This window comes from Agrobacterium sp. ST15.13.015, assembly GCF_027871645.1.
Classification (GTDB): Bacteria; Pseudomonadota; Alphaproteobacteria; order Rhizobiales; family Rhizobiaceae; genus Agrobacterium; species Agrobacterium leguminum.
Window position 1 is genome coordinate 92915 of record NZ_JAQAHF010000014.1, and the last position, 26035, is coordinate 118949.

General features: G+C 60.8%; 27 protein-coding genes. 18 read left to right on the top strand and 9 right to left on the bottom strand.

The annotated features are described in order from the left end of the window. Positions 1–12: 12 nt before the first annotated feature. Together yghU and PIB16_RS20695 are read right to left on the bottom strand one after the other, a co-directional pair. Complete coding sequence (gene yghU, locus PIB16_RS20690; protein WP_220317455.1) at positions 13–909, bottom strand: glutathione-dependent disulfide-bond oxidoreductase; 897 nt, start codon at positions 907–909, stop codon at positions 13–15. Positions 910–1011: 102 nt separating this feature from the next. Further along, a complete protein-coding gene (locus PIB16_RS20695) occupies positions 1012–2544 on the bottom strand; it encodes an acyl-CoA carboxylase subunit beta (RefSeq protein ID WP_142844774.1) in 1533 nt (510 codons plus the stop codon). A 118-nt stretch (positions 2545–2662) separates the two neighbouring features. Here PIB16_RS20695 and PIB16_RS20700 point away from each other — a divergent pair, with 118 nt between their 5' ends. Further along, positions 2663–4081 (top strand): helix-turn-helix domain-containing protein, encoded by a 1419-nt coding sequence (locus PIB16_RS20700; protein WP_271046293.1) that lies wholly within the window; start codon positions 2663–2665, stop codon positions 4079–4081. A 5-nt stretch (positions 4082–4086) separates the two neighbouring features. Here PIB16_RS20700 and PIB16_RS20705 read toward each other — a convergent pair whose 3' ends face one another. Beyond that, the gene (locus PIB16_RS20705; RefSeq protein WP_271046294.1) at positions 4087–4743 is read right to left on the bottom strand and encodes a DNA-3-methyladenine glycosylase family protein; all 657 of its coding nucleotides are present in this window, start codon (positions 4741–4743) and stop codon (positions 4087–4089) included. Positions 4744–4782: 39 nt separating this feature from the next. Here PIB16_RS20705 and gluQRS point away from each other — a divergent pair, with 39 nt between their 5' ends. Beyond that, the gene (gene gluQRS, locus PIB16_RS20710; RefSeq protein WP_080857433.1) at positions 4783–5682 is read left to right on the top strand and encodes a tRNA glutamyl-Q(34) synthetase GluQRS; all 900 of its coding nucleotides are present in this window, start codon (positions 4783–4785) and stop codon (positions 5680–5682) included. On the opposite strand, the gene PIB16_RS20715 is transcribed toward gluQRS, so the two are convergent. Beyond that, positions 5650–6567, bottom strand: coding sequence for a YihY/virulence factor BrkB family protein (locus PIB16_RS20715; RefSeq protein ID WP_078053512.1), 918 nt, complete (start codon positions 6565–6567; stop codon positions 5650–5652). The genes gluQRS and PIB16_RS20715 overlap by 33 nt on opposite strands. A gap of 179 nt (positions 6568–6746) precedes the next feature. Here PIB16_RS20715 and PIB16_RS20720 point away from each other — a divergent pair, with 179 nt between their 5' ends. The 7 genes from PIB16_RS20720 to PIB16_RS20750 all read left to right on the top strand — a co-directional run bounded on the left by PIB16_RS20720 (position 6747) and on the right by PIB16_RS20750 (position 12064). Next, a complete protein-coding gene (locus PIB16_RS20720; RefSeq protein WP_271046295.1) occupies positions 6747–7580 on the top strand; it encodes an SDR family oxidoreductase in 834 nt (277 codons plus the stop codon). Positions 7581–7596: 16 nt separating this feature from the next. Further along, positions 7597–7794, top strand: coding sequence for a twin transmembrane helix small protein (locus PIB16_RS20725; protein ID WP_065657065.1), 198 nt, complete (start codon positions 7597–7599; stop codon positions 7792–7794). A gap of 1 nt (position 7795) precedes the next feature. After that, entirely contained in the window at positions 7796–8374 is a 579-nt protein-coding gene (locus PIB16_RS20730; protein WP_174045498.1) for a cob(I)yrinic acid a,c-diamide adenosyltransferase, read from the top strand. 32 nt (positions 8375–8406) lie between these two features. Continuing rightward, positions 8407–9180 carry a rhomboid family intramembrane serine protease gene (locus tag PIB16_RS20735; protein WP_271046296.1) on the top strand — a complete coding sequence of 258 codons (774 nt, stop codon included), beginning with the start codon at positions 8407–8409 and terminating at the stop codon, positions 9178–9180. A 184-nt stretch (positions 9181–9364) separates the two neighbouring features. Continuing rightward, complete coding sequence (locus tag PIB16_RS20740; RefSeq protein ID WP_022563006.1) at positions 9365–10111, top strand: electron transfer flavoprotein subunit beta/FixA family protein; 747 nt, start codon at positions 9365–9367, stop codon at positions 10109–10111. A 25-nt stretch (positions 10112–10136) separates the two neighbouring features. Continuing rightward, a complete protein-coding gene (locus PIB16_RS20745) occupies positions 10137–11066 on the top strand; it encodes an electron transfer flavoprotein subunit alpha/FixB family protein (RefSeq protein ID WP_078053341.1) in 930 nt (309 codons plus the stop codon). A gap of 116 nt (positions 11067–11182) precedes the next feature. Further along, positions 11183–12064 carry a 3-hydroxybutyryl-CoA dehydrogenase gene (locus tag PIB16_RS20750; RefSeq protein ID WP_003523331.1) on the top strand — a complete coding sequence of 294 codons (882 nt, stop codon included), beginning with the start codon at positions 11183–11185 and terminating at the stop codon, positions 12062–12064. A gap of 48 nt (positions 12065–12112) precedes the next feature. Here the strand turns inward: PIB16_RS20750 and tlpA are convergent, their stop codons facing one another. Then, positions 12113–12781: a thiol:disulfide interchange protein TlpA gene (tlpA, locus tag PIB16_RS20755; RefSeq protein ID WP_065657062.1), complete on the bottom strand. Its 669-nt coding sequence runs from the start codon at positions 12779–12781 to the stop codon at positions 12113–12115. A 24-nt stretch (positions 12782–12805) separates the two neighbouring features. On the opposite strand from tlpA, the gene argH reads away from it, so the two are divergent. The 4 genes from argH (at position 12806) to PIB16_RS20775 (ending at position 18664) form a co-directional block, all read left to right on the top strand. Further along, entirely contained in the window at positions 12806–14206 is a 1401-nt protein-coding gene (gene argH, locus PIB16_RS20760) for an argininosuccinate lyase (protein ID WP_271046297.1), read from the top strand. Between the two features lie 94 nt (positions 14207–14300). After that, entirely contained in the window at positions 14301–14504 is a 204-nt protein-coding gene (lptM, locus tag PIB16_RS20765; protein WP_003497438.1) for an LPS translocon maturation chaperone LptM, read from the top strand. 13 nt (positions 14505–14517) lie between these two features. Beyond that, positions 14518–15786, top strand: a complete 1269-nt coding sequence (gene lysA, locus PIB16_RS20770) for a diaminopimelate decarboxylase (protein ID WP_271046298.1) — start codon at positions 14518–14520, stop codon at positions 15784–15786. A gap of 178 nt (positions 15787–15964) precedes the next feature. Next, a complete protein-coding gene (locus PIB16_RS20775) occupies positions 15965–18664 on the top strand; it encodes a TIGR02302 family protein (protein ID WP_271046299.1) in 2700 nt (899 codons plus the stop codon). A gap of 255 nt (positions 18665–18919) precedes the next feature. On the opposite strand, the gene PIB16_RS20780 is transcribed toward PIB16_RS20775, so the two are convergent. From PIB16_RS20780 to PIB16_RS20790, 3 genes are all read right to left on the bottom strand, one after another. Continuing rightward, entirely contained in the window at positions 18920–19279 is a 360-nt protein-coding gene (locus tag PIB16_RS20780; RefSeq protein ID WP_046799828.1) for a response regulator, read from the bottom strand. 141 nt (positions 19280–19420) lie between these two features. Beyond that, a complete protein-coding gene (hpt, locus tag PIB16_RS20785; RefSeq protein ID WP_004445644.1) occupies positions 19421–19963 on the bottom strand; it encodes a hypoxanthine phosphoribosyltransferase in 543 nt (180 codons plus the stop codon). 70 nt (positions 19964–20033) lie between these two features. Further along, positions 20034–20705 (bottom strand): hypothetical protein, encoded by a 672-nt coding sequence (locus tag PIB16_RS20790; RefSeq protein WP_174045514.1) that lies wholly within the window; start codon positions 20703–20705, stop codon positions 20034–20036. A gap of 201 nt (positions 20706–20906) precedes the next feature. Here PIB16_RS20790 and ftsE point away from each other — a divergent pair, with 201 nt between their 5' ends. The 4 genes from ftsE to PIB16_RS20810 all read left to right on the top strand — a co-directional run bounded on the left by ftsE (position 20907) and on the right by PIB16_RS20810 (position 24323). Beyond that, the gene (ftsE, locus tag PIB16_RS20795; protein ID WP_003497447.1) at positions 20907–21566 is read left to right on the top strand and encodes a cell division ATP-binding protein FtsE; all 660 of its coding nucleotides are present in this window, start codon (positions 20907–20909) and stop codon (positions 21564–21566) included. Further along, positions 21559–22566, top strand: coding sequence for a cell division protein FtsX (locus PIB16_RS20800; RefSeq protein WP_065657057.1), 1008 nt, complete (start codon positions 21559–21561; stop codon positions 22564–22566). Before ftsE ends, PIB16_RS20800 begins: the two co-directional genes overlap by 8 nt. 127 nt (positions 22567–22693) lie before the next feature. Then, complete coding sequence (locus PIB16_RS20805) at positions 22694–23410, top strand: YdcF family protein (protein WP_271046301.1); 717 nt, start codon at positions 22694–22696, stop codon at positions 23408–23410. Positions 23411–23525: 115 nt separating this feature from the next. Then, positions 23526–24323, top strand: coding sequence for a lysophospholipid acyltransferase family protein (locus tag PIB16_RS20810; protein ID WP_065657055.1), 798 nt, complete (start codon positions 23526–23528; stop codon positions 24321–24323). Here the strand turns inward: PIB16_RS20810 and PIB16_RS20815 are convergent. Next, complete coding sequence (locus tag PIB16_RS20815; RefSeq protein ID WP_125144919.1) at positions 24296–24847, bottom strand: gamma-glutamylcyclotransferase; 552 nt, start codon at positions 24845–24847, stop codon at positions 24296–24298. The two genes, PIB16_RS20810 and PIB16_RS20815, sit on opposite strands and share 28 nt — an antisense overlap. Positions 24848–24896: 49 nt before the next feature. On the opposite strand from PIB16_RS20815, the gene PIB16_RS20820 reads away from it, so the two are divergent. After that, complete coding sequence (locus tag PIB16_RS20820) at positions 24897–25898, top strand: DUF2125 domain-containing protein (RefSeq protein ID WP_065657054.1); 1002 nt, start codon at positions 24897–24899, stop codon at positions 25896–25898. Positions 25899–26035 lie beyond the last annotated feature (137 nt).

Below are 26035 nucleotides of genomic sequence, written 5' to 3' on the forward strand. Positions count from 1 at the left end.
TCTAATCTTTCCTTACGCCTTGCCGACCTTGTCCTGCGTCTTCGTCTCGAAGTCGGAGGCATCGTGGCGTTCATGCAGTTGTTCGGACGGATCGCCCGAGGTCTTGTTGACGATCACGCCACGCTTGACCGCCGGGCGTTCGCCGATTTCGAGCGTCCAGCGCATGACGTTTTTGTAACCGTCCGCCTCAAGGAACGCACCGGCATCGCCATAGGCCTGACCGAGCGCGATCTTGCCATACCACGGCCAGACGGCCATGTCGGCGATCGTATATTCCGAACCGGCGAGATAACGGTTCTCGGCCAGATGCCGGTCCAGCACGTCGAGCTGGCGTTTGACTTCCATGGCGTAGCGGTCGATGGCGTATTTGATCTTCACCGGCGCATAGGCATAAAAATGGCCGAAACCGCCGCCGAGGAAGGGGGCGGAGCCCATCTGCCAGAACAGCCAGTTCAGCGCCTGCGTGCGGGCATTGCCCTCTTTCGGCAGGAAGGCGCCGAATTTTTCCGCGAGGTAAACGAGGATCGAGCCGCTTTCGAAAACGCGCGTCGGCTCAGGCGTCGAGTGATCCATCAGCGCCGGGATTTTGGAATTCGGATTGACGCCGACGAAACCGGAACCGAACTGGTCGCCTTCACCGATCTTGATCAGCCAGGCATCATAATCGGCGCCCTTGTGGCCGGCGGCCAGCAATTCTTCCAACATGATGGTGACCTTCTGGCCATTCGGCGTCGCCAGCGAATAAAGCTGCAGCGGGTGCTTGCCGACGGGCAGTTCCTTTTCATGGGTCGGGCCGGCGATAGGCCGGTTGATATTGGCGAACTGGCCGCCATTACCCTTGTCCCAAGTCCAGACCTTGGGCACCTCATATCCGGCGGGGAAATTATCTGCGGAGGAATTTTCGGCCATGAAAATGTGTCCTTGTGCGTTTCGGGAGGACATCCGGACATCCGGGCGCCTGAACAAACATATAGTAAGGTGGCCGAAGCATTTTTCCAGCCCTGCAGCAGATCAGAGCGGAATGGTGTCGTGTTTCTTCCAGCGGGTTTCCACGTTCTTGTTACGCAGCGACGCAAACGCGCGGGCGATGCGGCGGCGTGAGGAATGCGGCATGATGACCTCATCGATGAAACCGCGCTCCGCCGCCACAAAGGGGTTGGCGAAACGCTCTTCGTATTCCTTCGTGCGCGCGGCGATCTTTTCCGGATCGGCAAGCTCGGAACGATAGAGAATTTCCGCCGCACCCTTCGCGCCCATCACGGCGATTTCCGCCGTCGGCCAGGCGTAATTCACGTCCGCACCAATATGTTTGGAGGCCATCACGTCATAAGCGCCGCCATAGGCCTTGCGGGTGATCAGCGTCACCATCGGCACCGTCGCCTCCGAATAGGCGAAGAGAAGTTTTGCGCCGTGCTTGATGACGCCGCCATATTCCTGCGCCGTTCCCGGCAGGAAGCCCGGCACATCCACCAGCGTCAGCAGCGGAATATTGAAGGCATCGCAGAAGCGCACGAAACGCGCCGCCTTGCGCGAACTGTCGATATCGAGGCAGCCGGCCAGCACCATCGGCTGGTTGGCGACAACGCCCACCGTCTGGCCTTCGAGACGGATGAAGCCGGTGATGATGTTGCGGGCAAAGGCCTCCTGCAACTCGAAGAAATCGCCCTCATCGGCCAGCGCGTGGATCAGTTCCTTCATGTCATAGGGCTTGTTGGAACTATCAGGGATCAGCGTATCAAGACGTGCTTCCAGCCGCGCCGGATCGTCGTGGAACGGCCGCACCGGCGGCTTTTCGCGATTGTTGAGCGGCAGGAAATCGAAAAGCAGCCGCACATGTTCCAGCGTTTCGATGTCGTTTTCATAAGCGCCGTCGGCGACGGAGGATTTTTTCGTGTGGGTGGAGGCTCCGCCCAGTTCCTCAGCCGTAACGATCTCGTTGGTCACGGTTTTGACCACATCCGGCCCGGTCACGAACATGTAGGAGGTATCGCGCACCATGAAGATAAAATCGGTCATGGCCGGCGAATAAACCGCTCCGCCCGCACAAGGCCCCATGATGACAGAGATTTGCGGCACGACGCCGGAGGCGACGACATTGCGCTTGAACACATCGGCATAACCGCCGAGCGAGGCCACGCCCTCCTGAATGCGCGCGCCGCCGCTGTCGTTGAGGCCGATCACCGGCGCGCCGTTGCGCACCGCCATATCCATGATTTTGCAAATCTTCTGGGCATGGGTTTCCGAGAGCGAACCGCCAAGCACGGTGAAATCCTGCGAAAACACATAGACCTGCCGGCCATTGATGGTGCCCCAGCCGGTGACGACACCGTCACCCGCCACCTTCTGCTCCGCCATGCCGAAATCCACCGCGCGGTGGGTGACGTACATGTCATACTCTTCGAAGGAACCTTCATCCAGGAGCACGTCGATACGCTCGCGCGCCGTCAGCTTGCCTTTGCCATGCTGCGCCTCGATGCGCTTGACGCCGCCGCCGAGCCGCGCCTCAGCGCGCCGCGTTTCCAATTGCTCCAGAATGCCGGGCATGTTTCCTCCATGCGTTGTGCCACGATCAATAGCCCAGAAAACATTCGCCAAGAAGCCTTGATCGTGCGCGTATGCGTGCCATAAATATTTGCAATGTTTAATTTTGCAAAGTTGCAACATGGCGACGGAAAAACTCTTCATCGGCCGCAAGGTTCGCGGCCTTCGCGAAAACGCCCGCGCCACGCAGGCGCAATTTGCCGAACGGATCGGCATTTCCGCGAGTTACCTGAACCAGATCGAAAACAACCAGCGCCCGGTTTCGGCCAGCGTTCTGGTGACGCTGGTGGAAAAATTCCAGCTTGATATGGCGGAACTAGCGACCGGTGAAAGCGACCGGCTGGTTTCCGCCGTGCGCGAGGCGCTGAAAGACCCGCTGTTCCTGAATTACGAGCCGGGGCTTCAAGAGTTGAAGCTGATTGCCCAGAACGCGCCGGGTTTTGCCCATGCGCTGCTACGCGCCCATCAGGCCTATCGCCAGAACAGCGAGCAGCTGGTGCAGCTGGATGACCGGCTGGGCCGCGGCACCGCGCAGGTGGAAAGAACCCCCTATGAGGAGGTGCGCGACTTCTTCCACTTCGTCGACAATTACGTTGCCGAGATCGATCTTCTGGCCGAGGAGCTGGCGGAAGAACTGGAGATTGAAGGCGGCGAGACCTATGGCATTCTGGCGGCGCATCTGAAGAGTCGTTACGGCATCCATATCACCCGAACCGAGGCGGCAGGCGGTCTGATCCGGCACTTCGATCCTGCCGGCAAGACGCTTGCCCTCAGCTCCTACATGGCCGCGCCGACCCGCTGTTTTCAGCTTGCATTGCAGATCGCCCAGCTTCACGCCGGTCCAACGGTGGACAGGGTGCTTGCCGGCGCCGGTTTCCGCAATTCGGAAGCCGCGGAAATCTGTCGCATCGGGCTTCACAATTATTTCGCCGCAGCGCTCATTCTGCCCTATGGGCAATTTCACCGGGCGGCGCAGGAGCTACGCCACGATCTCGAACTTCTCGCCGTTCGTTTCGGCGCGAGCCTTGAGCAGGTGGCCCACCGGCTGAGCACCTTGCAACGGCCGGGCATGAAAGGCGTGCCGATCTTTTTCGCCAAGATCGACCGCGCCGGCAACATCACCAAACGCCACAGCGCCACGCGGCTGCAATTTGCCCGTTTCGGCGCGGCCTGTCCGCTGTGGAATATCCACCAGGCCTTCGAAAGCTCTGACAGGATCGTACGGCAGCTGGCGGAAACACCTGACGGCGTTCGCTATCTTTCCATCGCCACGCAGATCGAAAAGGCCGGCGCCGGCTTCAATACGGAAAGATCGCGTTATGCCATCGCGCTCGGCTGCGAAATTTCCCATGCGCAGAATTTCGTTTATGCCGATACGCTCGATCTCGGCAATGCGGCCTCCTTCAAACCGATCGGCATTTCCTGTCGGGTCTGCGAGAGGGTGGATTGCGTGCAACGCGCCGTGCCGCCGCTGAAACGCAAGCTGCATTTCGACCATCTCTCGCGCGGAGCGCTGCCCTACAGTATCGCCGATTTTTAACCCGCTCAGGGCAGCGGTACCATGGCGCGCCGCATGATGTTGGCGTAGTAGCCCCAGAAAAGCCGCGCGGCCACGGAGCGCCATGGCGACCAGATTGTCGCCCGCTCCGCCAGCCATTTCGCTTCCGGCCTCACCTCCAGGGCAAGCGCATGCGCCACCGCGGATCTCAGCGCGACATCGCCAACCGGAAAAATATCCGGATGCCCGCCGCAGAACATCAGATAGACCTCTGCCGTCCACGGGCCGATACCGCGAAGCGCAACCAGCTCGGAAAGGGCAGCGCGTCCCTCCTTGCGCACCACGCCGTCAAGATCGATCTGCCCTTCCGTGACGGCGCGCGCCAGCCCTTCCAGCGTCGTCGCCTTGGCGCGCGAAAGGCCGAAAGTGGCGCGCAATTCCTCCGGTGCGGCCAGATAATTTTCCGCCGTGACCGCGCCGCCGGTACCGGCAAGGATACGCGCCCATATGGCATTGGCGCTGGCGCGCGACACCATCTGCGAGACGACGATATGGGCAAGGCCGGCAAAGCCGGGCTCATGAATGCGCAGTTCCAGCGGACCGGCTTTTTCGATGACGAGGCCGAGAGCCGGATCGAGTTGGGCGAGATGCTCCAGCCCTTCGCTGATGTCGTCCATCCCGGTAATGATTTTCATGTCCGTCATTCCATATGCCGCCAGCCGGCTGGTAGGGTGCTTTAAAACATGGCAGAAGAAACCATGCCTTCGCCTCTCCGTCAAAAACCGGTTTACCGTTTTGCGCCAAGCCCCAATGGCCTTCTGCATCTCGGCCACGCGCTTTCCGCCTTCCTGAACCACGATATGGCGCGAGACAATGGCGGCCGCTTTCTGCTTCGCATCGAGGATATCGACCAGACGCGCTGCACCCCGGAGCTGGAACAGGCGATCTATGACGATCTTGGCTGGCTGGGTCTCGACTGGGAGAAACCGGTGCGGCGGCAATCGGAGCATTTCGAAGAGTACCGCGTGGCGCTGGACAGGCTGATCGAGGCAGGACTTGCTTACCCTGCTTTTCTAAGCCGTGGAGAAACCAGGGCGATCGTTCGTACTTTCGAGGCGGAGGGCGGGCTCTGGCCCCGCGATCCCGATGGCGCGCCGCTTTACCCGGCCATCGACCGGGAGAGGCCAAGGGCGGAGCGGGATGTGCTGCTCGCCTCCGGCCGTCCGCACGCCTGGCGGCTCGACATGGAAAAGGCGATCCGCGCCGCCGGCATCCCTCTATTCTGGGAAGAGAGCGGCGACGGCGAGACGGGGCAGATCGAGGCCCTGCCAGCGCTTTGGGGCGATGTGGTGCTGTCGCGCTCCGACGCGCCTTCAAGCTATCATCTTTCCGTTGTGGTGGATGACGCGTTGCAGGGCATCACCCATGTGGTGCGCGGCATGGATCTCTATCACGCCACCGCCATTCACCGGCTGTTGCAACACCTGCTGAACCTGCCGCAGCCGGCCTATCACCATCACCGGCTGATCCTGGGCGCGGACGGGCGCAAGCTCTCGAAAAGCGAAGGCAGCACCGGGCTTTCTGCCCTTCGTTCGGAAGGTGCTGCGCCCTCAGATATCCGCCGGCTTGTCGGTCTCGTCTAGTACCTGCCCGCGGCGCGCGCCGTTGCCACCGATATTGCGGCGGATGATCTGGCGGACCTTGTATTTCATCAGCGCGGCATTCACCTCAGCCCCCAGCATGAAGATGACGCCGACCATATAAAGAAACACCAGCACCACCATCACTGAGGCGAGACCGGCATAGGTAGCGGCATAATTGGCGAAGGTGGAGAGGTAATAGGCGAAGATCGCGGCGCCGATGACCCAGAAGATCATCGTTAGAAGAATGCCCGGCCAGACATCCCAGATGCGACGCTTGCCGGCCGGAAGCCACAGATGCGCCGCCACCAGCCCCGCCGTCAGCACGACGATGGTGCCATAAAGACCGAGGCTGGAGATGGTGTTCAGCACATCCGTCAGCCACGGAAACCGCTGCTCGGCAAAAGATGTGGCGACCGGCACGGCGACCAGCACGATGCTGATGCCGGCAAAGACCACGACGGCGATAAGCACATAAAGCAGGCTGAGCAGGCGGGTGACATACCACCAGCGCGTTTCGGTAACACGATAGGCGCGGTTCAATGAAATGCGCAACGCCTCGACACCATTGGACGCAAAATAGGCCGCCGCCAGCACCGAAATCGTCAGCAGCCCGCCGCGCGGAATGGTCAGCACCTGCTGCACCTGCGCCGCCAGCGGCCCGGCAATCGCCGCTGGCCAGGTGTCGAAAATCAGATGCACCGCCGTTTCGGAAAACTGGTCCGCCCCCAGAAAACCGGCGAGAGCCGTGCCGAAGATCAGGAACGGAAACAGGGCCAGCAGGATCGACAGCGCCATATGGCTCGCCATCGCCCAGCCGTCATCCTCGGCGAAATGGGAATAGGCATCGAAGGCAACCTTGCCTGCCAGGCGCACTGCGGCAACCATGTCACCTCCATTCATCGGCATTTCATTTGTAACTTCGAGCCGAATATGGGAAATCAGCTTCGCTTTGTACAGCGCGCAAGCTGGCCTTTCGGTTCCAGAAGGGCACGGATTTCGCGCGATCGGATTTTAACGGGCCGGGCAATCGGGCCAGAGCAACAGTCGGTTTCCCGGAGCGGCAAATGTCTGAAAAACCCGTCATCATCATTACCGGATGTTCCTCGGGCATCGGCGCCCATTGCGCCGGCGCGCTCCACCGGGACGGCTGGCGGGTTTTCGCCACCGTGCGGCGCATCGCCGACATGGCGGCGCTTGAAAACCAGGGCATCGAGACCCTGATCATGGATTACACCAAGCCGGAGACGATTGCCGCGCTGGTGGACACCGTCGCAGCCCGGACCGGCGGCCGCATCGATGCGCTTTTCAACAACGGCGCCTATGGCCAGCCGGGCGCGGTGGAGGATTTGCCTGTCGAAGCGCTGCGGGCGCAGTTCGAAACCAATGTCTTCGGCTGGCACGATCTGACACGGCGGGTCATTCCCTTCATGCGCGCCCGGGGTACGGGGCGCATCGTGCATTGCTCCTCCATTCTCGGTCTCGTTCCCTATCGTTATCGCGGCGCCTATACCGCATCGAAATTCGCCCTCGAGGGACTGGGCGTCACGCTGCGCATGGAGCTCCAGGGCAGCGGCATTCATGTGAGCCTGATCGAACCGGGGCCGATCACCTCGAAATTCACCGCGACGGCGCTTGCCCATATCAACGAGCACATCGATCTCGAAAATTCCGCCCATGCGGCGGAATATAAACGCCAGCTGGCGCGCATGGATGGTTCCGGCCCCGTCAACCGCCACAAGCTCGGCCCGGACGCCGTTTATGCCGTGTTGAAACATGCCCTGACCGCCAAAAGGCCGAAACCGCATTATCCCGTTACCGTGCCCGCCAAACAGGGGCTTGTGCTGAAACGGCTCTTGCCTGCCGGACTTTTCTATCGTCTGCTGCGCAGATTCGATTGAGGAGGAGTAATACCGCATGTCCGGCTTCACCACCGTTCTGGCCCTTATCTTCATGGGCCTCGTCGTCATCGTGCTGATACGCGGCCTCTTCAACATGCTGAAGGGACAGGACGCCAACCGCTCCAACAAACTGATGCAGCTTCGCCTGCTTTTGCAGGCCGTAGCGATTGTGCTGATCATGTTCACCCTCTGGCTGACCGGCGGTGGCCGCTGACATGGTGAAGCTGAACAAGATCTACACCCGTACCGGCGACAAGGGCACCACGGCTCTGGTTTCCGGCCCGCGCCGCCTGAAGCACGATCTTCGCGTCGAGGCCTATGGCACGGTGGACGAGACCAATTCGGCCATCGGTGTCGCACGACTTCATACGGGCGGGATGGAAAAGCTGGATGCCATGCTTTTCCGCATTCAGAACGATCTTTTCGATCTCGGCGCCGATCTCGCCACGCCGGACAGCGGCGAACCGCTTTCCTACGAGCCGCTGCGCATCGTCGAAAGCCAGGTCACGCGGCTGGAAAACGAAATCGACGATCTCAATGCCGCCCTTGAACCGCTCACCTCTTTCGTGCTGCCGGGCGGCAGCGCTGCGGCGGCCAGCCTGCATATGGCGCGCACCGTCTGCCGGCGCGCGGAAAGACTGATGGTGGAACTTTCCGCCACTGAGAATGAGATCGTCAGCCCGGCGGCGCTGAAATATGCCAACCGCCTGTCCGACTTCCTGTTCGTCGCCGCCCGCTTCGCCAATGATGCCGGCAAGGCCGATATATTGTGGGTTCCCGGCAAGAACCGCTAACGCGTTTCAATGACGCAACCAAAGGGCGTTCGATGTTCATACCGCTGCACGATACGAATTCCCTCAAACATATCCGGCTGCAATATGTCACCATCGGCCTGATCGTGGTCAATGTGCTGGTCTGGCTGTTTACCGGGGTGCTGGCCAGCGACACCCAGGCCAATGCCGCAGCCCTCGGCCTCGGTTTCATTCCGGCAGTGGTGTTCGACTACGCCTATCTGGAACCCGCCCTGCAGGTCGTACCCGATGACCTGACCGTCGTCACCTATGCTTTCCTGCATCTCGATTTCTGGCATCTGGCCGGCAACATGCTGTTTCTCTGGGTCTTCGGCGACAATGTCGAGGATGCGCTCGGCCATTTCCGTTTCCTGATTTTCTACATCGTCTGCGCCATCGCCGGCGCGCTGTTTCACGGTTTCGTCGCCCCCACCTCCGAAGGGCCGCTGATCGGCGCTTCGGGTGCGGTTTCCGGCGTCGTCGCGGCCTATTTCCTGCTGCATCCCAGGGTGCGCGTCTGGGTGCTGGTTCTCATGCGCATTCCGCTTCCTTTGCCCGCCTTCATTCCGCTGGCGCTGTGGATCGGCCAGCAGTTCCTGATGCTGGCGCTCGGGCTCGAGGAAAACGTTTCCTGGGGCGCGCATGTGGGTGGCATCATGGCGGGCGCAATCATGGTGATTTTCATGCGCAGGCGGGGCGTTCCCCTGTTTGACCGCACCATTGTTCCGCCGAGGGCGGCGCAGTTCAAGAATCCGTCGCAAACGGCGGGGTTGTCGCAAATCGAACGGGGCTATGACGGGAGCAGATGAGCTCTTGTGAAAGAGATAGAGTATTTACGTGAACGTCAACGTAAGATATGCCTTACGTGCATGTGATAATGAAGATTGCTCCGTTGTAATTGCGGGAAAAATGCTTATCCATGTCGCCAACCTGTTTTTGGAGGTCCGCGCGGTCAACTGGCCAAAGCGGACAGGAGTTTGAGGAAAGCCGCCGATGAAAATCCTTGTCCCCGTTAAACGAGTCGTCGATTACAACGTGAAGATCCGCGTGAAAGCCGATGGTTCTGGCGTTGAGCTTGCCAATGTGAAGATGTCGATGAACCCGTTCGACGAAATCTCGGTGGAAGAGGCGCTGCGCCTGAAGGAAGCCGGCAAGGCCGAAGAGGTTGTGGTCGTCTCCATCGGCCCGGCCAAAGCGGAAGAAACGCTGCGCACCGCGCTCGCGATGGGCGCCGACCGCGCCATCCTGATCGAGACCGATGAAACGGTTGAGCCGCTCGCCGTCGCCAAGCTTCTGAAGGGCGTGGCGGAAGCCGAACAGCCTGGCCTCGTCATCGTCGGCAAGCAGGCAATCGATGACGATTCGAACCAGACCGGCCAGATGCTGGCCGCATTGCTCGGCTGGGGCCAGGGCACCTTTGCCTCCAAGGTCGTGCCCGCAGATGGCAAGGTCGCAGTCACCCGTGAAGTCGATGGCGGTTTGCAGACGGTGGAGCTGAAGCTTCCCGCTGTCGTCACCACCGATCTTCGTCTCAATGAGCCGCGTTATGCATCGCTGCCGAACATCATGAAGGCGAAGAAGAAGCCGCTCGACAAAAAGGCGCCGGCCGATTTCGGCGTCGATGTTTCGCCGCGCCTGAAGGTGCTGAAGACCGAAGAGCCGGCAGGCCGCAAGGCCGGCATCAAGGTCGGCTCGGTTGCCGAGCTGGTCGAAAAGCTCAAAGCCGACGGCGTCCTCTAAGGTTTCGGAAAAGGGAGATATTCTTATGGCCATTCTTCTTCTGGCAGAACACGACAACGCAACCCTTTCCGACCTGACGGCAAAGACGCTGACGGCGGCAACGCAAATCGGCGGCGACGTCCATGTGCTGGTCGCTGGCTCAGGCGCCAAGGGTGCCGCCGACGCTGCCGCGAAACTCTCCGGCGTATCCAAGGTGCTGCTCGCCGACGACGCGTCCTATGCCAATGCGCTGGCAGAACCGCTGGCGGCGCTGATCGTCTCGCTCGCCCCTTCTTATGACGTCATCATCGCCCCGGCCACCGCCTCGGCCAAGAACGTGACGCCGCGCGTGGCCGCCCTTCTCGATGTTGCGCAGGTCTCGGAAATCATCGAAGTTGTCAGCCCTGACACCTTCAAGCGGCCGATCTATGCCGGTAACGCCATCCAGACGGTGCAGGCGACCGATGCGAAGAAGGTCATCACCGTGCGTCCAACCGCCTTTGCAGCAGCGGCCGAAGGCGGTTCGGCAGCGGTTGAAACCATCGGCGCGGCCGCAAACCCCGGCCTTTCCAGCTTCGTTTCCGATGCTCTGGCCTCGTCCGACCGTCCGGAACTGACATCGGCCAAGATCATCATCTCGGGTGGCCGCGCGCTCGGCTCTTCGGAGAAGTTCAAGGAAGTCATCCTTCCCGTCGCCGACAAGCTGGGTGCTGCCGTTGGCGCCAGCCGTGCGGCTGTCGATGCCGGTTATGCGCCGAACGACTGGCAGGTCGGCCAGACCGGCAAGGTGGTTGCACCGCAGCTTTACATCGCCGCCGGCATCTCGGGTGCAATCCAGCATCTGGCCGGCATGAAGGATTCGAAGGTCATCGTCGCCATCAACAAGGACGAAGAAGCGCCGATCTTCCAGGTGGCCGACTACGGCCTCGTCGCAGACCTGTTCGAGGCGCTGCCCGAACTCGAAAAATCGCTGTAATTTAAGCATAAATAGGAGGCGGCGCGTTTTTTAAACGCGCTGCCTTCTCTTTTTCGGCGATATGCGTAACATCGCCGGCAATAACGCAGACAAAATCCCTGAGAGGAGACCAGCCTATGACCGCCCCCTTTAAGAACATCGGTGTCATCGGAGCCGGTCAAATGGGATGCGGCATTGCGCATGTCTCCGCAATTGCCGGCTACAAGGTCCATATCTACGATCTTTCCAAGGAAGGCATCGAGGCCGGTCTTGCCACGATCAACGGCAATCTCGCCCGCCAGGTCACCAATGGCAAGCTTTCCGACGACGCCCGCAAGCAGGCGCTGGCGCTCATCAGCGGCTCGACCGACATCAACGATCTGGCAGCCATGGACCTCGTCATCGAGGCCGCGACGGAAAACGAGGAAATCAAGCGCAAGATTTATGCGCAGGTCTGCCCGATCCTGAAGCCCGAGGCGCTGCTCGCCACCAATACCTCGTCGCTCTCCATCACCCGGCTTGCATCCGCCACCGACCGTCCCGAACAGTTCATGGGCATCCACTTCATGAATCCGGTGCCGGTCATGAAGCTGGTGGAACTGGTGCGCGGCATCGCCACCAATGAAAAGACCTTCGATGCGGCCAAGGACTATGTGCGGACGCTGGAAAAGGCGATCACCGTTGCCGAGGATTTCCCGGCCTTCATCGTCAACCGCATCCTGCTGCCGATGATCAACGAGGCGATCTATACGCTTTATGAAGGCGTCGGCTCGGTGGAAGCCATCGACACCGCCATGCGGCTCGGCGCGAACCACCCGATGGGACCGCTGCAGCTTGCCGATTTCATCGGTCTCGACACCTGTTTGTCGATCATGCAGGTGCTGCATGACGGCCTTTCCGACAGCAAGTATCGCCCCTGCCCGCTGCTGGTCAAATATGTCGAGGCCGGCTGGCTCGGCCGCAAATCCGGCCGAGGCTTCTACGACTATCGCGGCGAAACTCCGGTTCCGACGCGCTGACCGAATGCCGGATGAGGGAGGGAAAACCCTCCCGCACGAATTTAAAAATTATTTAGCCTTCACCGCCGATACCAGCGCCTTGGCATCCTCGCTGTCCCACGCCGCCGGGCCGTTCATGGCCGCAAGCAGGCAGCCGTTTTCGTCCAGCAGCAGGGTTGCCGGCAGGCCGAAGGCTAGGCCTTCCTTTTTCAGAACGTTGAAGACGCCCATGGAACTGTCACGGTAGTGCTTCAGGGCATCGATCTTGTATTCATCCATGAAGGCTTTCGGTTTTTCATCCGCGCCGGTATCGATGTTGACGGCCACGACCTCGAAAGCGTTACCGCCCTTTTCCTTTTCAAGCGCGTTCAGCGCCGGCATCTCTTCGCGGCAGGGCACGCACCATGTGGCCCAGAGGTTGAGAAGAACCGTCTTACCCTTGAGATCGGCAAGCGTCATGTCCTGCGCCTGCGGCCCCTTGAAGGAGAGGGGAATGACGCGCGGCGTGTCCGTGGCCGACATGGCCGCCACCTGCCCCTTCAGAAACGGCTTCAGCGAGGCGATGCGGTTCGCCGCCCCCTCACATAAACCGGCGTCAGTCACCGCTGCCCCTTGAACCGGGCTCTCAGACCCAATATGCCTGAACCAGACCGCGCCCGCGCCGCTTAAGACACCGGCAACGGCAGCAATTGCAACCAACTTGGCGGAAGGAAGCCTGAACGGCCTTTTTTCTGTCATCGAATACTCCAGGGCACTGCGAACATGGCTGACGGCACAGATCAGAAATCCTCCAACCAGATGTGGGGCGGGCGTTTCGCTTCCGGGCCGTCTGCCATCATGGAAGAGATAAATGCCTCCATCGGCTTCGACAAGAAGCTTTACGCCCAGGATATCCGCGGCTCTATGGCGCATGCCGCCATGCTGGCATCTAAAGGCATTATTTCGCCGGAAGATAAAGACAAGATCACCGATGGCCTGAACACGATCCTGTCAGAGATCGAATCCGGCAGATTCGAATTCTCGCGCAAGCTCGAAGACATTCACATGAACATCGAAGCGCGGCTTGCGACGCTGATCGGCCCCGCCGCCGGCCGCCTGCACACCGCACGCTCGCGCAACGATCAGGTGGCGCTCGATTTCCGCCTGTGGGTCAAGGAAGAACTGCAGAAGACCGAGGGTATGTTGACCACCCTCATCGCCGCCTTCCTAGATCGCGCCGAAGAAAATGCCGATACCGTCATGCCTGGCTTCACCCATTTGCAAACCGCCCAGCCCGTCACCTTCGGCCATCATTGCATGGCCTATGTGGAAATGTTCGGCCGTGACCGCGCCCGCGTGCGCCACGCCATCGAGCATATGGACGAAAGCCCGATCGGCGCGGCCGCCCTTGCCGGCACCGGCTATCCCATCGACCGCCACATGACGGCCAAGGCGCTCGGTTTCCGCGAGCCGACCCGCAATTCCATCGACACCGTCTCCGACCGCGATTTCGCGCTGGAATTCCTGTCTATCGCTTCCATCTGCGCGACGCACCTGTCGCGCCTCGCCGAAGAAATCGTCATCTGGTCGACGCCGCAATTCGGCTTCATCCGCCTGTCGGACGCCTTCTCCACCGGCTCCTCGATCATGCCGCAGAAGAAGAACCCTGACGCCGCCGAGCTGGTGCGCGCCAAGACCGGCCGCATCAACGGCTCGCTGATCGCCCTCCTGACGGTCATGAAGGGCCTGCCGCTCGCCTATTCCAAGGACATGCAGGAAGACAAGGAACAGGTTTTCGATGCCGCCGAAAGCGTGGAACTGGCGATTGCCGCCATGACGGGCATGATCCGCGACCTCGAGGTGCGCAAGGACCGCATGCGCGCCGCCGCCGGTTCAGGTTATTCCACGGCCACCGATCTTGCCGACTGGCTGGTGCGCGAAGCGGGCCTGCCCTTCCGCGATGCCCACCACGTGACCGGCAATGCCGTGGCGCTGGCGGAAAAGAAGGGCTGCGACCTCGCCGATCTTTCGCTGGAGGAATTGCAGGCCATCCACCCCGGCATCACCAAGGGCGTTTTCGACGTTCTGTCCGTCGAGGCATCGGTTGCCAGCCGTACCAGTTTCGGCGGCACGGCGCCTTCGGAAGTGAAGAAGCAGATCGCCTGGTGGCGCGGACGCAACTGATAAAATCGCGTTACGCTGCGATCACAAGAAACAGGGTGCACAAGCGCCCTGTTTTTCGTTATCAGAGAGGCACATATTTCCTTTGGACAGGCCCATGCTTTCAAAAACCGCGCGCAAACTCATCGTTCCCATCGGCATGACGCTCGCCGTCAGCCTTGTTCTCAGCGCCTGCGGGCGTAAGGGCGACATCGACCCGCCGAGCACGCCGGTCGAAATGCGCAACAAGCGCAATGCCGACGGAACGGAGACAAAGCCGGCAACGGCGGAACGGCCGTTCATTCTCGACAAGCTTCTCTGACGGATAAAAGCCTGTGAACCACTTTGGCTATATCGACGGCGTGCTGCACGCCGAAAACGTGCCCGTGCCCGAGATCGCCAAGGCGGTCGGCACGCCGTTCTACATCTATTCGACTGCGACGCTCGAGCGCCATTACAAGGTGTTTTCCGGAGCTTTTGCGGATGTGGACGCCATGGTCTGTTACGCCATGAAGGCCAATTCCAACCAGGCGGTTTTGAAGACGCTGGCAAAGCTCGGCGCGGGCATCGACGTCGTCTCGGGCGGCGAATTGCGCCGAGCACTCGCAGCCGGCGTTCCGGCAAGCCGCATCATGTTTTCCGGCGTCGGCAAGACGGTTGCGGAAATGGATTACGCGCTGGAAGCCGGCATCTACTGTTTCAACATCGAATCCGAGCCGGAACTGGAAGTCCTCAACCTGCGCGCCGTGACAGTCGGCAAGCGGGCGCATGTGTCCTTCCGCATCAATCCGGATGTGGATGCGCGCACCCACGCCAAGATTTCCACCGGCAAGAAAGAAAACAAGTTCGGCATTTCCTATGAGCGCGCCCGCGCGGTCTATGCCCATGCCGCCACCCTGCCCGGCATCGAAGTGACCGGCATCGACATGCATATCGGCAGCCAGATCACCGAATTGCAGCCTTTCGAGGACGCTTTCCGGCTGCTGCGCGAACTTGTCGAGGCGCTGCGCACTGACGGCCACACGATCAGCCACGTCGATATTGGCGGCGGTCTCGGCATTCCCTATCGCGATGACAATAATCCGCCGCCGCTGCCGGATGCCTATGCGCATATCGTCAAGAACGAACTAAAGAGCCTCAACTGCAAGATCGTCACCGAGCCCGGCCGCCTGATTGTCGGCAATGCCGGCATTCTGGTGACGGAGGTGATTTATGTGAAGGATGGCGGCGAAAAGACCTTCGTAATCGTCGACGGCGCGATGAACGACCTCATCCGCCCGACGCTTTATGAGGCCTATCACGGCATCCGTCCGGTGGTGCAGCCGGCAGAGAACACGCCACGCATCAAGGCCGATATCGTCGGCCCCGTTTGCGAGACCGGCGACTATCTGGCGCTCGACCGCGAGATGGCTGCGCCGCAGCCGGGCGACCTGATCGCCGTCAGTTCCGCCGGTGCTTACGGCGCGGTGCAGGCCGGCACCTACAACTCGCGCCTGCTGGTGCCGGAAGTGCTGGTGAAGGAAGACAAGTTCCACGTCATCCGTCCGCGCGGCACCTATGAAGAGCTGATCGCGCTCGATTCCGTGCCCGCCTGGCTCGATTGATCTCGCCTGCATCACCGGTTGGTCGATCACAATCAAGCGAAGCTGCCTAAAAAATGGGGGTGAGGGCTTGGGTGCCCTCGTCTTCGCCACAAAGAATGTTATCCTTGCTCCGTGACATGAAACAGCTCGCCGTTCCGGGAATGGCGTTCGACGTGGCCAGAACCGGGAGAACGGATTGATGACCACAGCCGGAGAGGACAGGACAGGCAGAAAGCGCCCGACCGGCGCGTTCGCGCAGCGGCCGGACCTTGCCCGCCGGGTTGCCGCCAAGCGCTTCTTCGCTAAAATCGTACTGCTTTCGGAAAAAATTGCGCCGAAAACGCTGTGGCCGCTCTCCATCGCCGCCGTGTTTCTGGCGCTTGCCTGGTTCGGTCTTTACCGGCAGATGCCGGATTTCCTGCGGCTCGGCGTTGTTTTCGTGCTTGTTTTCAGTTTCATCGCCACGCTTTTGCCAATCCTGCGGCTGAAATGGCCGACGGATAATGATGCCTCCCGCCTGCTTGAAGACCGCAACGGTCTCGCGCACCAGCCGGTTGGCGTGCAGGAGGACGAACCGGCCTTCGACACGCCTTTTTCCCGAACGCTGTGGAAAGAACATCAGATCCGCATGGCGGAGCGCATCGCCGCGCTGAATGCCGGCCTGCCGAAACCCGATATCGCCCGTTATGACCGTCTGGCGCTGCGCGCCGTCCCCGCCCTTCTTCTGGCCGCCGCCTTCGGTTTCTCCTATTCCAACGGCGCGGGCACGATTGCCGATGCCTTCCGCAGCCGACCGGCTGTCGGTCCGCTCAATCCGGATATCCGTCTCGATGCCTGGGTCACGCCGCCATCCTATACCGGCCGCGCGCCGATTTTCCTGACCGGACGCGATGCAACCAACCGTGATGCGGTTTCCGTGCCGCAATCCTCCAAGCTGACGATCCGCATGACCGGCGGCGATGGCGGCGAGGAAGTGACTTTCGAGCCTGAAATGGCAGGCGCGCTGCAAAAGCTTGCGCCGGAAGCGGCACGTGCCGATAGCGCAAGCGGCGATATCGCCGTTCAAACGCCGGCTCGTTCGGCGGATCAGCCGGTCGCGCCGCGCACTTTCGCTATGGATGTTACCGAAAGCGGCATGATTACCGCGAATGGCGAACAATGGGTGTTCAACGTCATCCCCGACCAGCCGCCCAGCATCGCCTTCGACAACATGCCGCGCCGGGCCGTCAATGGCGCGCTGGAAGTGGGCTTTACCGCCAAGGACGATTATGGGCTGAAGGAAGCCCACGCCATCATCGAGCCGATTGGCGTTGCGGAAGGTGCGACCGCGCTTTATCCGCCGCCGGAATTCAAGCTCGATCTGCCGCGGCAGAACAATCGCGAGATCAAGGGCCTGACCAGCCGCAACCTGACCGAACATCCGATGGCGGGAAAACGCGTGCGCATCACGCTGGTGGCGACGGACGGCGCCGGCCAGACCGGCCGCAGCCCCGCGCATGAAATGGTGCTGCCGGGCCGCAACTTCTCCGAACCGCTGGCCGCCTCCATTGCCGAGCAGCGGCAGATCTTCTCGCTCGATACGCGCCAGATGCCGAAGGCGATCGCCTATAACGAGGCGGTGGGCCTGCGCCCGGAAGAGACCATTCCCAACACCACCCATTATCTCCTGCTGCAATCGGCGCAGACCCGCATGCGCCTCGCCTATAATGAGGAAATGCTGAAGGATACGGCCGATTACCTCTGGGAGATCGCGCTCGGCATCGAGGATGGCGATCTTTCACAGGCCGAAAGGCGCCTGCGCGATGCGCAGAATGCGCTTTCCGAAGCGCTTCAGCGCAATGCCTCCGACGAGGAAATCGCCAAGCTGATGCAGGAACTGCGCGAGGCCATGCAGCAGTTCATGAGCGAGCTTGCCCAGCGCATGCAGAATGCGCCGCAGGCCAACATGAACCAGCAGACGCAGAACGTGTTGCGCCAGCGCGATCTGGAAAACATGATGAACCAGATCGAAAACCTCGCCCGTTCGGGCAATCGCGACGCGGCGCAGGAAATGCTATCGCAGCTGCAGCGCATGATGAACAATCTGCAGGCGGGCCGCCCGCAGCGTCAGGGCCAGCAGGGGCAGCAGCAGAGCAGCAAGATGCGCCAGCAGATCGACAAGCTGGGCGAAATCCTGCAACAGCAGCAGAAGCTGATGGATGAGACCTTCAAGCTCGATCAGGCGCTGCGCGACCGCATGCAGCGCGGCGACCCGCAACAGGGCGGCGAAGGCGAAAACGACCAGCAGATGGGCGAAAATGGCCAACAACCGCAGCAGGGTCAGCAAGGCGAACAGGGTCAAAATGGTCAGCAGGGCGGACAACAGCCGAGCGACCAGATGACCGCTGAACAGCTACGCGAGGCGCTGAAAAACCTGCGGGCGCAGCAGGATGCGCTCGGCAAGCAGCTGGGCGAATTGCAGCAGGGGCTGCGCGATCTCGGTATGGAACCGGGTGAAAACTTCGGCAAGGCGCAACAGGAAATGCAAGGCGCCGGCGAGGCGCTGGGCAAGGGCCAGGGCGAACAGGCTGTCGAAGGACAGGGCAATGCGCTGAATGCGCTGCGGCAGGGCGCACAGGACATGATGGGCCAGATCATGCAGGCCATGCGCCAGCAGGGCCAACAACCCGGACAGGGTCAGGAGGGCATGGCGGGCCAGGGCGGCCAGAACGGCCGTGATCCGCTTGGCCGTCCGCGCAGCACCACCGGCCCGGATTTCGGCGATCAGGTGAAGGTGCCGGACGAAATCGACGTGCAGCGCGCCCGCGAAATCCTCGAGGCGATCCGTGAGAAGCTCGGCAACAATCCGCCGGGCGAGGTGGAGCGGCGTTATCTGGAGCGGTTGCTGGATATACAGTGAGGGTTCGCACAACTAATGGCGTGCCTCGTTACATCCTGTTTCAGAAGCTGAAGTTTCCGTCATGCCGGACTTGATCCGGCATCCAGCAGACGCGCGTCTGCGCGGCGGAAAGAGTTCTTTCAGCCCAAGGACTTGGGCTGGCTGGATTCCGGCTCAAGGCCGGAATGACGGAGGCAGGAACTGCGCTGAGCCAGGGGGCTGATCAACAAAAAAGGCGGCCCGACGGCCGCCCTTTAATCTCTGCAATCCTGTAGCTCAGGCCGCAAGCGCCCGCGCCACGGCCTTGCGAATATCGGGAAGCGCAAAGGGTTTGGAAACCACGTCCACAATCTTCGTCGCCAGATCGTCAGCCCGTTCGCGCTGCTCGGCATAACCCGTCATCAGCAAAATGCGCATGGCCGGGAAGCGTTCGGCGGCGCGGTGCGCCAGCTCGATGCCATCCATGACCGGCATGCGGATATCCGAGAGAAGAAGATCGAAACTGGTTTCCTGAAGCTTTTCCAGCCCCTGCTCGCCATCCGCCGCCTCATGGGTCTCGTGACCGTCGAGACGCAGCGCGCGAGCGACGAAAGCCCGCAATGCATCCTCGTCTTCGGTAATCAGAATCTTCGCCATTACTCATTGCTCCTGGGCATCATTTCCAGCCGTGAGCAACATCGCAGGCTCCTCTTTTCAAGAGGTAAACACCCAGCCCTTCGCTGGGTGAATGGTTAATGAGGCGTCTCCGTCCTGTGCCGTTCCGGCACGGCAAAGTACTCAGGCGTCGCCGGTCACGACGCCGACAAAGGGCAGTTCGCGGAAGGCATAAGCGACATCCATGCCGTAACCCACGACGAAATAATCCGGACATTCGAAACCGACATAATCGGCCTCCAGATCCTCCTTGCGCTTGACCTTCTTGTCGAGCAGCACGGCGATGGTGACGTTGCGGGCGCCACGCTCGTAAAGCAGTTCCTTGGCGAAACGCAGCGTGCGGCCGGATTCGAGAATATCGTCGATCAGGAGGACATCGCGGTCCTTCACGTCGCTGTCGATATCCTTGACGATCCTGACGCCTTGCGAAACCGTGCCAGTGCCGTAGCTCGAAAGCGTGATGAACTCGACTTCAGGGGCAAGGCCGCTGTCATGCAGCGCGCGGATAAGATCGGCCGCGAAAATGAACGATCCCTTGAGCACGGCAATGACCAGTAAATCCTTGGTCGGGCCGCTGGCGATGTGCTTGGCCATGTCGCGATTGCGCTCGGCGATCTGCTCGGCGGTATAAAGCGGCTCGATGTTTTTTCCACGGACGACGGGCATTCTTACTCCTGTGCTGCGCCTTGCCGATTTTACCTTTCAGTAAAAATACGAAGACCACGCGTTAGCACAATCAGCGTTCGGACGCACCCGCCTCGACGAAGGAAAGCTTGATCTCAGGCGTTTTTCCACCGGGATGGCGCAACTTTGCCGAAAAACCGTGGCTGAAACCGGGCTGCATCTCCTTCACCGGCGGTTCGATGACCATGCTGGCCACCAGTTGTCCCTTGGCGGCGAAGAGATCGGCGCGGAGGGCCGGCACCTCTTCGAGATTGCCGCCATTGTTTTCGACAATGCCGTTGATGAGCAGAGTATCCATGCCATCCGCCTCCATCGGGGTCACGGTGACATGGGAAATGGCGAGCGGGTTCACCGAAGCGGCAACAGCCGGCTTTTCAGGCACGACCACCGAAAGACCGCCCGAACAGACGAAGACGAAAATCGCAAGCCCCGCCACTAGCGCCGAATAGGCATCAGCCGAAAGACGGGATAATCTGCGGTCCAGCCAGCCGATGAAAGCGAGGCCGAGCACGCCGATGGTGACGGGTGATTTTGCCGCCTGCCGGCGCGCTGCACCGCGATTGTCGTTTCCGGGTTGCCGCGAACGGTTTTCCTTGATGGTGACAAATTCCGCGTCTACCACATCGCGGTCGGGATTTGCCGCCCGCGCCGTGCGGCGCACCGGCGTTTCCGGCATCAGGAGGTCGAAATCGAATGCCGCTTGCCGGCGAGATGAACGGAACATAGCCATAGAATTCCCTGGGTGAGGTTTTCCGGCCCGCAAAACTGGGCATTGCAACGAATCCTGCCAAGTTTTAAATTTAATTGGTTAATGCTTCGCAAAAACGTCTCGCACAGGCTGCCGGATCCGGGTTAAACCCCGACATCCGAACCCCACGCGCCAGCGGCTTGCGAACCACCACGAAACGAAGAGACTGGAAGTCCGTTGATCCATTTCGAAAATGTCGGGTTGCGTTACGGCATGGGACCCGAGATCCTGAGGGACATGACCTTCGATATCCCCAAGGGTTCGTTCCAGTTTCTGACCGGCCCGTCGGGCGCCGGCAAGACGACGCTGCTCCGCCTGCTTTTAATGTCGCTGCAGCCGACACGCGGCAATATCCGCATGTTCAACCGCGATGTATCCCGCATTCCGCGCAGCGAGTTGCCGATGCTGCGCCGCCGCGTTGGTATCGTGTTTCAGGATTTCCGGCTGCTCGATCATCTGACGACCTATGAGAACGTCGCCCTGCCGCTGCGTGTGCGCGGCAAGGAAGAGAGCGCCTATCGCAACGATGTGATCGAGCTGCTGAAATGGGTCGGGCTCGGCGAACGCATCAATGTGTTGCCGGCCATTCTTTCCGGCGGGGAAAAGCAGCGCGCCGCCATTGCCCGCGCCTTGATGGACCAGCCCGAAATACTGCTTGCCGACGAGCCGACCGGCAACGTCGATCCGCCGATGGCCAAGCGCCTTCTCAACCTGTTTCTGGAACTCAACCGGCTGGGCACGGCCGTCGTCATCGCCACCCATGATTTCGGCCTGATGGACCAGATCGATGCGCGCCGAATGATCCTGACCGAAGGGCGGCTCGACATCTATGAATGAGATCAACCGCAAACAATTGAAGCCGGAAGCGGCGCAGCCGAAGCGCCCGCCCATGCGCATCCGCCCGATGGCGCCCATCCTGCCGCCCTCCAACATTCAGGGCAATGCGCTGATGGTGGTGATCGCCATCATGGCCTTTCTCGCCTGCCTGACGCTGGGCGCCGTCTCCATGGTGCGCGCCACCGCCGCCACCTGGCAGAGCCAGATTTCCCGCGAGATCACCATTCAGATCAAGCCTGAAGACGGGCTGGACATGGATGCGGCGCTGAATAAGGCGCGCAATCTGGCGCTCACCTTCGTCGGCACGCGGGATGGCACCATCCTCGACGATGCGGCGACATCGCGCCTTTTGGAACCGTGGCTCGGCAGCGGTCTCGATCTTTCCGAATTGCCGGTGCCGCGTCTCGTCGTCATCACCATCGACGAAAACAATCCGCCCGATTTCCAGGCGATGCGCGATATGCTGAAGGCGGAGATTCCGCAGGCGTTTCTGGACGACCACCGCACCTGGGTCGACAGGCTGGTCTCCATGGCGAGAACCACTGTCATGATCGGCGTCGGCGTTCTTATCCTCGTCTTTACCGCCATGGTGCTGACGGTGGTGTTTGCGACGCGCGGCGCGCTTTCCGGCAACCGGCATATCGTCGAGGTGCTGCACTTCGTTGGCGCGGAAAGCAGTTTTGTAGCGCGCGAATTCCAGAAACATTTCCTGAAGATCAGTCTCAAGGGGGCGGCGGCGGGCAGCGCACTGGCCGCGGCGGTTTTCCTTGTCGCCGGTTTCTGGCAATCGAGCACGGTCGCCACGCCGCAGAGCGATCAGGCGAGCGCGCTTTTCGGCTCGTTTTCGGTCGGTCTCGGCGGCTATTTCGGCATTGCCATGACGATGATCATCATCGCGCTTTTGACCACCATTACGGCCCGCGTGACCGTCATCCGCACCATCGACGATATCGACCGCGTCCGCTCCGATCCATCGAAAAGTGACGGTCTTGCATCGTGAGAACACCCCGGAATCCTGCGGTGAGACTGAAAGCGTCACAAGCCGGATGTAACCTGCAGACGGTGGACAAAAATGCCTGTTCCTTGCCTTAATCGGCGAGTATTCAGGAGGAATGTTTGTGAGTCGGATGGACCAGGATCAGGCGACAGCGCGACCGGCCAGAAAGGGCCTGTTGTCGCGGCGCGGTCCTCTGCGCCGTTTTATTCGCGCCATCATCCTGCTTTGCGTCATTGTGCTCGGCGCATTTTCCGGCGGTTTCCTGTGGTTTGCCGATTCCGTCGCCTCCATGCGTCCGCCGGAGGGGGCAAGAGGCGATGCCATCATCGTGCTTACCGGCGGTTATCAGCGCATCGAACAGGCGGTCGGCCTGCTGAGAGACGGCGTGGGCAAGCGGCTTCTGATTTCCGGCGTCAACCCGGCCACCACCCGCTCGCAGATCCGCAAGATGACGCAAGGGTCATCCGACATGTTTTCTTGCTGCGTGGATATGGGCTACAAGGCGATAGACACAATCGGCAACGCCAATGAGGCGGCGAGCTGGATACGCGATCACAACTACTCGTCCATCGTGGTCGTCACAAATAATTATCATATGCATCGCAGCCTTCATGAATTGCGCAGTGCCAGCCCGCAGACGCAATTCATCGCCTATCCCGTCATCAGCGCCGATCTTGCCCGCACCAACTGGTTCGTGGAGCCGGATGTGGTGAGAACCATGCTTTACGAATATCTGAAGTTCGTGGCGGCAGCGGGACGCGACCTCACCGGCTTCGGCAAGGGTGACGGTCTGCGCAAGGCCGCCGCCGATCATTCCCGGATAAAGACGACAACCGCTTCGTCCTGACCGGCGAGAACGCGCTTGCTGCGGCCCCTTGTTTTCGTGTAGGCGTCTGGCATCGGCATCCGGCATCGAGACCTGTCCAGGGCTTCGGAACGGCTGCGCTCCGGGAAGGCTGTTGATGCTCAAGCTGCGCTCTTTTCTTTTCAATACGCTGTTTTATCTCAACCTGATTGTCCGCATGATCGTGCTGACGCCGATCTATTTCATCCTGCCGCGCAAGATCGCCTATGAAATTCCCAAGAACTGGGCGCGATCCAACCACTGGCTGATGAAGACCATCGTCGGCACCACCTTCGAGGTCGAAGGGCTGGAAAACATTCCCGAAACCGGCTGCATCTTCGCACCTAAGCACCAGTCCTTCTGGGATACCTACGCTCTGCTGCCCAATCTTCCCGATCCGGTCTATATTCTGAAGCGCGAGCTTTTGTGGATTCCGCTGTTCGGCTGGTACGCCATGAAACAGCGCATGATCCCGGTTAACCGCGCCGCACGCGGCAAGGTGATGCTGAAGGTGATGGAGCGGGCAAAAGAGGAAATGGCCGCCGGTCGCGAACTCATCATTTATCCCGAGGGCACGCGCCGCCCGCCGGGCGCCGAGCCCGAATACCGTTACGGCATCGCAAGGCTTTACCGCGATCTGCAGGTTCCGGTCATTCCCGTCGCCATGCATCCCGGCCTGTTCTGGCCGCGCCGGTCCACCATGCGCTATCCCGGCCATTTCAAGGTGCGTATCCTGCCGGCCATCGAGCCGGGGCTGGACCCCGACGTGTTTTTCAAGCGCCTGATCGATGTAACGGAAAAGGCGAGCGACGAGTTGCTGCTGGAAACCGTGCGCAACAACCCGCATTTGCCGCTGCCGCCGACCGCCGTGAAGCGGATCGCCGAACTTCAGGGCAAGGAAACCGCCGCCGGCTGAGCGGCGAGCGCGCCGACATTTTTGGCGATGCTCTCCAGCAGGGAATCGCGAATGCCCATCTCCTGCAGATGCTGCACGGTGTTGAAGACATAATCCGTATTCGGCCCGGACCGGCCCGATGCGGCTGCGACGATGGTCGCCGATTCGGCAATGCCGAGACCGCCGATATATTGCTCGTGCGCGGGATCGGCCACATAGGTTACGGCGCTGCTGCGCCTGCCATCGGAAAGCGCGATGGAAACCAGCCGCTCCTTATAGACATTCGTCACCAGTTCGCGCTCGCGCAGATAGATCATGACTGGTTCGCGGTCCTGCCCGCGCACGCGGAAAGCGACGCCAAGGCAGGAGCCGCCACGCTCCAGGCCGAGAACGAGACCGGGCTTTTCTTCGGTGCCTCTATAAAAGTTGGAACTGATACAAAGCGAGCGCCGATACCCGTGCAGCCGCGCCTGCTGCCGCTCTTCAAAGGCGAAGCCGGGGTTCCACATCAACGAACCGTAGCCAAAGACCCAAAAATCGTCCATATCCCAAGCCAAATCGAAATTGTCTGAAGTCTGTTCATCGGAGATCAATATGGCAGCGTCAAGCCAATCCGGCACCGCCAAAAAATTCCTCTGGCTCGCCATCGCCATCCTCGTGGTCATCGGACTTTATACCGCCGGGTGGTTTTACGCCGCCGACAGGCTGAAGCAGACGGTTCTGAACGTCATTGCCCCCTCGCAGGCCCGCAGCGTCAGCGGCGAATGCGGCGATATCGCCTTCAAGGGTTATCCCTTCCGCATCGGCCTCTTCTGCTCCAAAGTGACGGTGGATGACAAGGAGAACGGCGTTTCCGCTTCCTTCGGCGAACTTCGCTCGGCAGCGCAGGTTTATAATCCCGGGCACATCGTCTGGGAACTCGATTCGCCGGCGGAGATCCGTTCCGCCCATGGCCTGACAATTTCGGCCGCCTGGCAGAACATGCAGTCCAGCATCGTCACCAAGCTGAAGGGCATCGACCGCAGCTCGCTCGTCATCGACGGGCTGAAAGCACAGGCGGTTTCCTCCGTCACCGGCCAGACCATCGATTTCGATGCGGTCAAAACGGAAATGCATCTGCGCCAGAACGGCGCCGATCTCGACGGAGCCATCACGCTCACCGACTCCGCAACCGTCATCAAGGACTGGCCGCAGCTTCTGCCGCGCCTCAACGCCATCGCCGATGTCACCCTTGCCGGCAAGGCGGGCATGGTGGATGGCAGCGACAGTTCGGGCCTGTATGGCGCGAGCGGCGAGCTTCGCCGGCTGGTGGCCGATATTGGCGAGGGCCGCACCATGCGCATCAGCGGCCCCTTCTCCTTCGACAATGAGGGCTATCTCTCCGGCCAGTTCAAGCTGGAAATCGAAAAGCTCGGCGCATGGTCGGACAATGCCAAGCAGGTCTTCCCGCAGCTGCAGTCCACCATCGATACGGCCCGCAAACTGCTCGGCGCGCTCGCCGGCGGCGGCGACCGGGCATCCGTCGATCTCGTTGTGGATCGTGGCCGCGCCACGGTCAGCGGCTTTATTCCGCTTGGGAAAATCCCGCCGATTTGACGTTTAGCCCCATATTCGACGTCCTCCTCGGGCTTGTCCCACTGCTGTCCGGTTTAAATTTGGTGGACATGGCGCACGGTGTTGATTCTACTCGTATTCGAGCGTTTGGCGACGATCTCGGACACGAAAGAGGAGCA

Coding starts and splice junctions, on each gene's coding strand:
- yghU (WP_220317455.1), bottom strand. CDS start 909: ATGGCCGAAAATTCCTCCGCAGATAATTTCCCCGCCGGATATGAGGTG.
- PIB16_RS20695 (WP_142844774.1), bottom strand. CDS start 2,544: ATGCCCGGCATTCTGGAGCAATTGGAAACGCGGCGCGCTGAGGCGCGG.
- PIB16_RS20700 (WP_271046293.1), top strand. CDS start 2,663: ATGGCGACGGAAAAACTCTTCATCGGCCGCAAGGTTCGCGGCCTTCGC.
- PIB16_RS20705 (WP_271046294.1), bottom strand. CDS start 4,743: ATGACGGACATGAAAATCATTACCGGGATGGACGACATCAGCGAAGGG.
- gluQRS (WP_080857433.1), top strand. CDS start 4,783: ATGGCAGAAGAAACCATGCCTTCGCCTCTCCGTCAAAAACCGGTTTAC.
- PIB16_RS20715 (WP_078053512.1), bottom strand. CDS start 6,567: ATGGTTGCCGCAGTGCGCCTGGCAGGCAAGGTTGCCTTCGATGCCTAT.
- PIB16_RS20720 (WP_271046295.1), top strand. CDS start 6,747: ATGTCTGAAAAACCCGTCATCATCATTACCGGATGTTCCTCGGGCATC.
- PIB16_RS20725 (WP_065657065.1), top strand. CDS start 7,597: ATGTCCGGCTTCACCACCGTTCTGGCCCTTATCTTCATGGGCCTCGTC.
- PIB16_RS20730 (WP_174045498.1), top strand. CDS start 7,796: ATGGTGAAGCTGAACAAGATCTACACCCGTACCGGCGACAAGGGCACC.
- PIB16_RS20735 (WP_271046296.1), top strand. CDS start 8,407: ATGTTCATACCGCTGCACGATACGAATTCCCTCAAACATATCCGGCTG.
- PIB16_RS20740 (WP_022563006.1), top strand. CDS start 9,365: ATGAAAATCCTTGTCCCCGTTAAACGAGTCGTCGATTACAACGTGAAG.
- PIB16_RS20745 (WP_078053341.1), top strand. CDS start 10,137: ATGGCCATTCTTCTTCTGGCAGAACACGACAACGCAACCCTTTCCGAC.
- PIB16_RS20750 (WP_003523331.1), top strand. CDS start 11,183: ATGACCGCCCCCTTTAAGAACATCGGTGTCATCGGAGCCGGTCAAATG.
- tlpA (WP_065657062.1), bottom strand. CDS start 12,781: ATGACAGAAAAAAGGCCGTTCAGGCTTCCTTCCGCCAAGTTGGTTGCA.
- argH (WP_271046297.1), top strand. CDS start 12,806: ATGGCTGACGGCACAGATCAGAAATCCTCCAACCAGATGTGGGGCGGG.
- lptM (WP_003497438.1), top strand. CDS start 14,301: ATGCTTTCAAAAACCGCGCGCAAACTCATCGTTCCCATCGGCATGACG.
- PIB16_RS20775 (WP_271046299.1), top strand. CDS start 15,965: ATGACCACAGCCGGAGAGGACAGGACAGGCAGAAAGCGCCCGACCGGC.
- PIB16_RS20780 (WP_046799828.1), bottom strand. CDS start 19,279: ATGGCGAAGATTCTGATTACCGAAGACGAGGATGCATTGCGGGCTTTC.
- hpt (WP_004445644.1), bottom strand. CDS start 19,963: ATGCCCGTCGTCCGTGGAAAAAACATCGAGCCGCTTTATACCGCCGAG.
- PIB16_RS20790 (WP_174045514.1), bottom strand. CDS start 20,705: ATGTTCCGTTCATCTCGCCGGCAAGCGGCATTCGATTTCGACCTCCTG.
- PIB16_RS20800 (WP_065657057.1), top strand. CDS start 21,559: ATGAATGAGATCAACCGCAAACAATTGAAGCCGGAAGCGGCGCAGCCG.
- PIB16_RS20805 (WP_271046301.1), top strand. CDS start 22,694: ATGGACCAGGATCAGGCGACAGCGCGACCGGCCAGAAAGGGCCTGTTG.
- PIB16_RS20810 (WP_065657055.1), top strand. CDS start 23,526: ATGCTCAAGCTGCGCTCTTTTCTTTTCAATACGCTGTTTTATCTCAAC.
- PIB16_RS20815 (WP_125144919.1), bottom strand. CDS start 24,847: ATGGACGATTTTTGGGTCTTTGGCTACGGTTCGTTGATGTGGAACCCC.
- PIB16_RS20820 (WP_065657054.1), top strand. CDS start 24,897: ATGGCAGCGTCAAGCCAATCCGGCACCGCCAAAAAATTCCTCTGGCTC.